Source organism: Methanosarcina sp. 1.H.T.1A.1 (genome assembly GCF_000979295.1).
Lineage (GTDB): Archaea > Halobacteriota > Methanosarcinia > Methanosarcinales > Methanosarcinaceae > Methanosarcina.
This window is the reverse complement of record NZ_JJQY01000131.1, coordinates 1-4,503: the sequence shown is the minus strand read 5'-3', so window position 1 is coordinate 4,503 and position 4,503 is coordinate 1. Positions and strand designations below refer to the sequence as shown.

Sequence of the window (4,503 nt, the reverse complement as noted above, 5' to 3'; positions counted from 1 at the left end):
CTGTCGGCCAGACGAATCTGGGCATGCAGCAAATTTCAACGGCCTCCGAACAGATCGCAACCGGTTCCGAGAACCTTTCGAGGCATGCAGGCACAGCAGCTTCGGATATAAAAGCTTCTGAAGTAATTTTCAAAAAGCTCAGCGAATCTTCCACTAAATCTTCCAGCTATGCTTCCCAGGCAGGTAAAACCAGTGACGAAGCCCAGGGTCTCAGTAATATGGCTCTGGAAGAAGTGGAACAGCTTGTTACGGAAATCTCCAAACTTGGGGACATTGTTCATTCTCTGGATGACGCTGTCAATAATATCGGTGCCGTTACAGGGAAAATCAAATCAATTGCTGACCAGACAAATCTCCTTGCTTTGAATGCCGCCATTGAAGCTGCAAGAGCCGGCGAATACGGCCGGGGATTTGCCGTTGTTGCCGATGAGGTCCGAAAACTTGCTGCTGATTCGAGGAAGAGCACTGATGAGATAAATGAGATTGTTACAAACGTCCAGAAAGAGACCAAAAAAGTGACGGAAGCTATTAACACTGCGGACGGTCAGGCTAAAACAGGAAGCAAGAACATTAAACAGGCTTTGAATAAGAGTCAGGAAATTGCCACTGCAGTTGCCACTATCAACTCTATGCTCATCGAACTGGATAGTCTGTCAGAAGAAGGTCTGGATAAAATCGAAAATATTGAGAAAAGCATCAGTGAGACCGCATCTACTGCTGAAGAGAATGCCGCAAGCAGTGAAGAAACTTCTGCTGCTATCGAGGAACAGACAGCTGCCATGCAGCAGGTAAGTACTTCGGTACAGAATGTTAGCGAGCTTGCTCAGAAAACAGTCGATGTTCTCTTAGAAAACTTTAAAGTGTCGGGAGAACCGAAAACCAGTCAAACATCCTCTAAGAAGCCTCAAAATTTCGATAGAATGGGAAATTTAAAGAGACACTGAACAGTCTGATCCAGATCTGTTCGAATCCGGAGCTAATTGAATCCAGGCAATTTCAATTAGCTCCAGTTTTCAGGTGATGTACATGAGCTATCATAGTCAAACTGTAAATGTGGATAATACGATTCAAGTAATTGTCTTCAACCTCGGCGAAGAAATATATGGAGTTGAAATTTCCCAGATAAAGGAGATTATTCTGCCAACTCAAATTACTCGAATTCCAAACGTACCTGATTTTGTAGAAGGGATCTTAAATCTCAGGGGTCAAATTGCAGTCATTATCAATCTCAGAAAAAGGCTTGGGAAAGAACCGAAAAAGAACGATGAAAATACCCGGATTATTGTTATTGAATACGATAATGCTACCATAGGGATGATGGTTGACAGCGTTAGCGAAGTCAAATATCTGTCCTCCAAAAATATCGAAGAAATTCCCAGGTTTTTAGCTTTAACAGATGAATCAAAGTTTTTAATGGGAGTTGGGAAACTTGAGGATGGACTTCTAACCTTAATGGACCTTAAAGAGTTATTCAGCGAAGAAGAACTGAATGAAATTAATGGATAAATGATAAAGCCCACCTTCGAATTCCTGTGAAAATTTCTGCTGTGTGGTGGACGGATGCATAATTTGTAGTAATCGATAGCAGCTTGATCATAGGTAAGCAAAAGATTCCCTTTGGGGAAATAGAAGATCTGGAATATATTGATGTGGATAGGGGTAGCGACATCCGGATTAAAAACGGTTTATCAATAACCCTACTCCTCAAAATATTCATCATCGGATGTTCAGATCTGTTGTATTTAATCTGGCATTGTCAGATTAATTTATTTTTGAATATCCGCATTCTTCTCATTCACTATCCTCTTCATCAATTTTAATTATTTTTTGATTTTTTTTCTTTTGCGGATAAACTGAAGTGGTAGGTTTGTTTTTTCCTCAAGCCGTGAAAAAATTGATCAATCATTGTCTGAAATGCCCGTGGTATGAAAAATTTTTGTGATCACCTATAAATTTATATACTTATTATATTTATTATTATAGTCGGTATATAAGCAATTAAGCGATTTGTAAAAATATGGCGTCAATTGATTATGATTTTGATGTAATTAAGTGCCGTTAACAAGTTAAATATTTGTCAATATATATCGGTTCAGAAGTAAAAGAGATAAGCTGGCGTCATTGTCAGTATAAAACGCTATCAGAAAATATCTCGACATTATAAATAATTTGATAAATTTGTAACCCAGATTGAAAAGTTCTTTGAAAATATTGATCAGTATAGCTCCAAATTGAAACAATTGTTGACACTAAAATTCGAAATAATCTTGCTAGGTGAGTAAATCAGGTTACTGATTTGAGAGCTTCTGTATTCTATATGTTAAATTAAGCTCAAAATTCTTCCGATTCAGGGAGTTAATTAATATGGTATTTAAAGAAGACGAAAAAATTCAGCTTGAAATGCTCAGGTCCTTTGTTGAAAGAATTTCAACAGGTGAAAAATTAGAGAAAATAAGCGGGAACTTCAAAGGGGATACCAAAAAAACTGTTGATCTAATTAACCTAACTATTGAAAATATTACAGGCGTTTTGAATGAAATTCAGACCGTTTCAAAGGCAGAAGCAGAAGGCCGTCTCGATATACGTGCTGATTACTCCAAATATCCCGGCGGATGGGGCACAATTCTCAAAGAGATAAATATTGGTTTTGATGCCGTTATTGGTCCTCTGAATGTCGCTGCTGAATATGTTGAACGTATCAGCCGTGGTGATATTCCTGAACCGATTACTGAGAACTATAACGGTGACTTCAACGAGATCAAGAATAACCTGAACACCCTGATCGATGCTGAGAACAAGGTCACAGAGGTCGCAGAGGCGCTGTCTATAGGTAACACAAATGTTGTAATCACTCCAAGGTCGCCAACGGACAGGCTGATGTTGAGCATGGCCTCCGTCATCGACAATAACAAGCATGACGCCGAAAACGTCATGAAGATGGCCGAAGGCAACCTCGACTTAGAGATCAAGGTCATGTCCGAGCACGATATGATGGCAAAATCGTGCGTCAAGACAAGGGATACACTCCGCGCCTTGGTTGCGGATGCCGGAATGCTCGCTGATGCTGCTATTGAAGGAAGACTTGACACAAGAGCAGATGCTTCTGTTCATCAGGGCGACTTCAGGAAAATTATAGAAGGGGTCAATAGAACCCTTGAAACCCTTGTCGGATATATTGACCGTATGCCCATGCCAGTGCAGGCAATCGATAAATCATTCAGTATTCTCTATATGAATGAAATAGGAGTAAAACTCTTAGGTTCAACTAAAAAGGATATAATTGGGAAGAAATGTTATTCAGAATTCAATACAGCCGATTGCAATACTCCAAATTGTCCCTGCGCACGTGCGATGGAAACAGTTTCTGAGGCAACCAGCCAGACCCTGGCTAAACCACTGGGTAAGGAAATCGAACTTTCAACTGGCGGTATTCCAATCATAAACCAGAAGGGTGAAGTTACCGGTGCTTTTGAATTTGTCCAGGATCAGACTGCCGTAATAAGAGTTGCAAAATATCTCAATGAGGAAGTCGAGAAACTTGGAAATAATCTGGACAAACTGAGCAATGGCAATACAGATCTTCACTTTGAGGTCGCAAAGCCCGACGAATACACTATTGACGCTCATAAAAATTTTGTACTAATTAATGAAAAGCTCGGCCAGGTTAATTCTACGATCAAGAATCTTGTTTCCGATGCAGAAATGCTCTCCGACGCTGCAATAAAAGGAGCACTCGATACTCGGGCAGACGCCTCTCAGCATCCGGGAGACTTCAGAAAGATCGTTGAAGGAGTCAATGATACTCTTGATGCTGTTATGGGTCCTTTGAATGTCGCTGCTGAATATGTTGAACGTATCAGCCGCGGTGATATTCCTGAACCGATTACTGAGAACTATAACGGTGACTTCAACGAGATCAAAAATAACCTGAATACCTGTATCGTTGCCGTAAATAACCTTGTAGAAGACGCTGTTATGCTTTCAAATGCCGGTGTTGCAGGTCAGCTTGATACCCGTGCAGATGCTAGCCGTCATGAAGGTGATTTCCGTAAGGTTGTAAGTGGTGTAAATGATACTCTTGATGCTGTAATTGGTCCTCTGAATGTCGCTGCCGAATATGTTGAACGTATCAGCCGTGGTGATATTCCCGAGCCTATTTCGGAAAACTACAAAGGTGATTTCAACGAGATAAAGAATAACCTGAACACCTGTATCGTTGCCGTAAACGGTCTTGTGGAAGATGCCGGAATGCTTGTTGATGCTGCTATTGAAGGAAGACTCGACACAAGAGCTGATGCTTCTGTTCATCAGGGCGACTTCAGAAAAATTATGGAAGGGGTCAATAGAACCCTTGATACCCTTGTCGGGTATATTGACCGTATGCCCATGCCAGTGCAGGCAATTGATAAATCATTCAGTATTCTCTATATGAATGAAATAGGAGTAAAACTCTTAGGTTCAACTAAAAAGGATATAATTGGGAAGAAATGTTATTCAGAATTC

The 4,503-nt window shown here is 40.5% G+C and carries 3 protein-coding genes; all 3 read left to right on the top strand.

The window, feature by feature from the left end; all coding sequences use genetic code 11:
- Window positions 1–944: methyl-accepting chemotaxis protein (locus tag EO95_RS13190; RefSeq protein WP_048135331.1), on the top strand; the 944-nt coding region annotated here is incomplete at its 5' end.
- An 82-nt stretch (window positions 945–1,026) separates the two neighbouring features.
- The gene (locus EO95_RS13185) at window positions 1,027–1,506 is read left to right on the top strand and encodes a chemotaxis protein CheW (protein ID WP_048135328.1); all 480 of its coding nucleotides are present in this window, start codon (window positions 1,027–1,029) and stop codon (window positions 1,504–1,506) included.
- Window positions 1,507–2,364: 858 nt separating this feature from the next.
- The coding region (locus EO95_RS13180) for a HAMP domain-containing protein (RefSeq protein WP_052733588.1) at window positions 2,365–4,503 on the top strand (2,139 nt) is incomplete at its 3' end.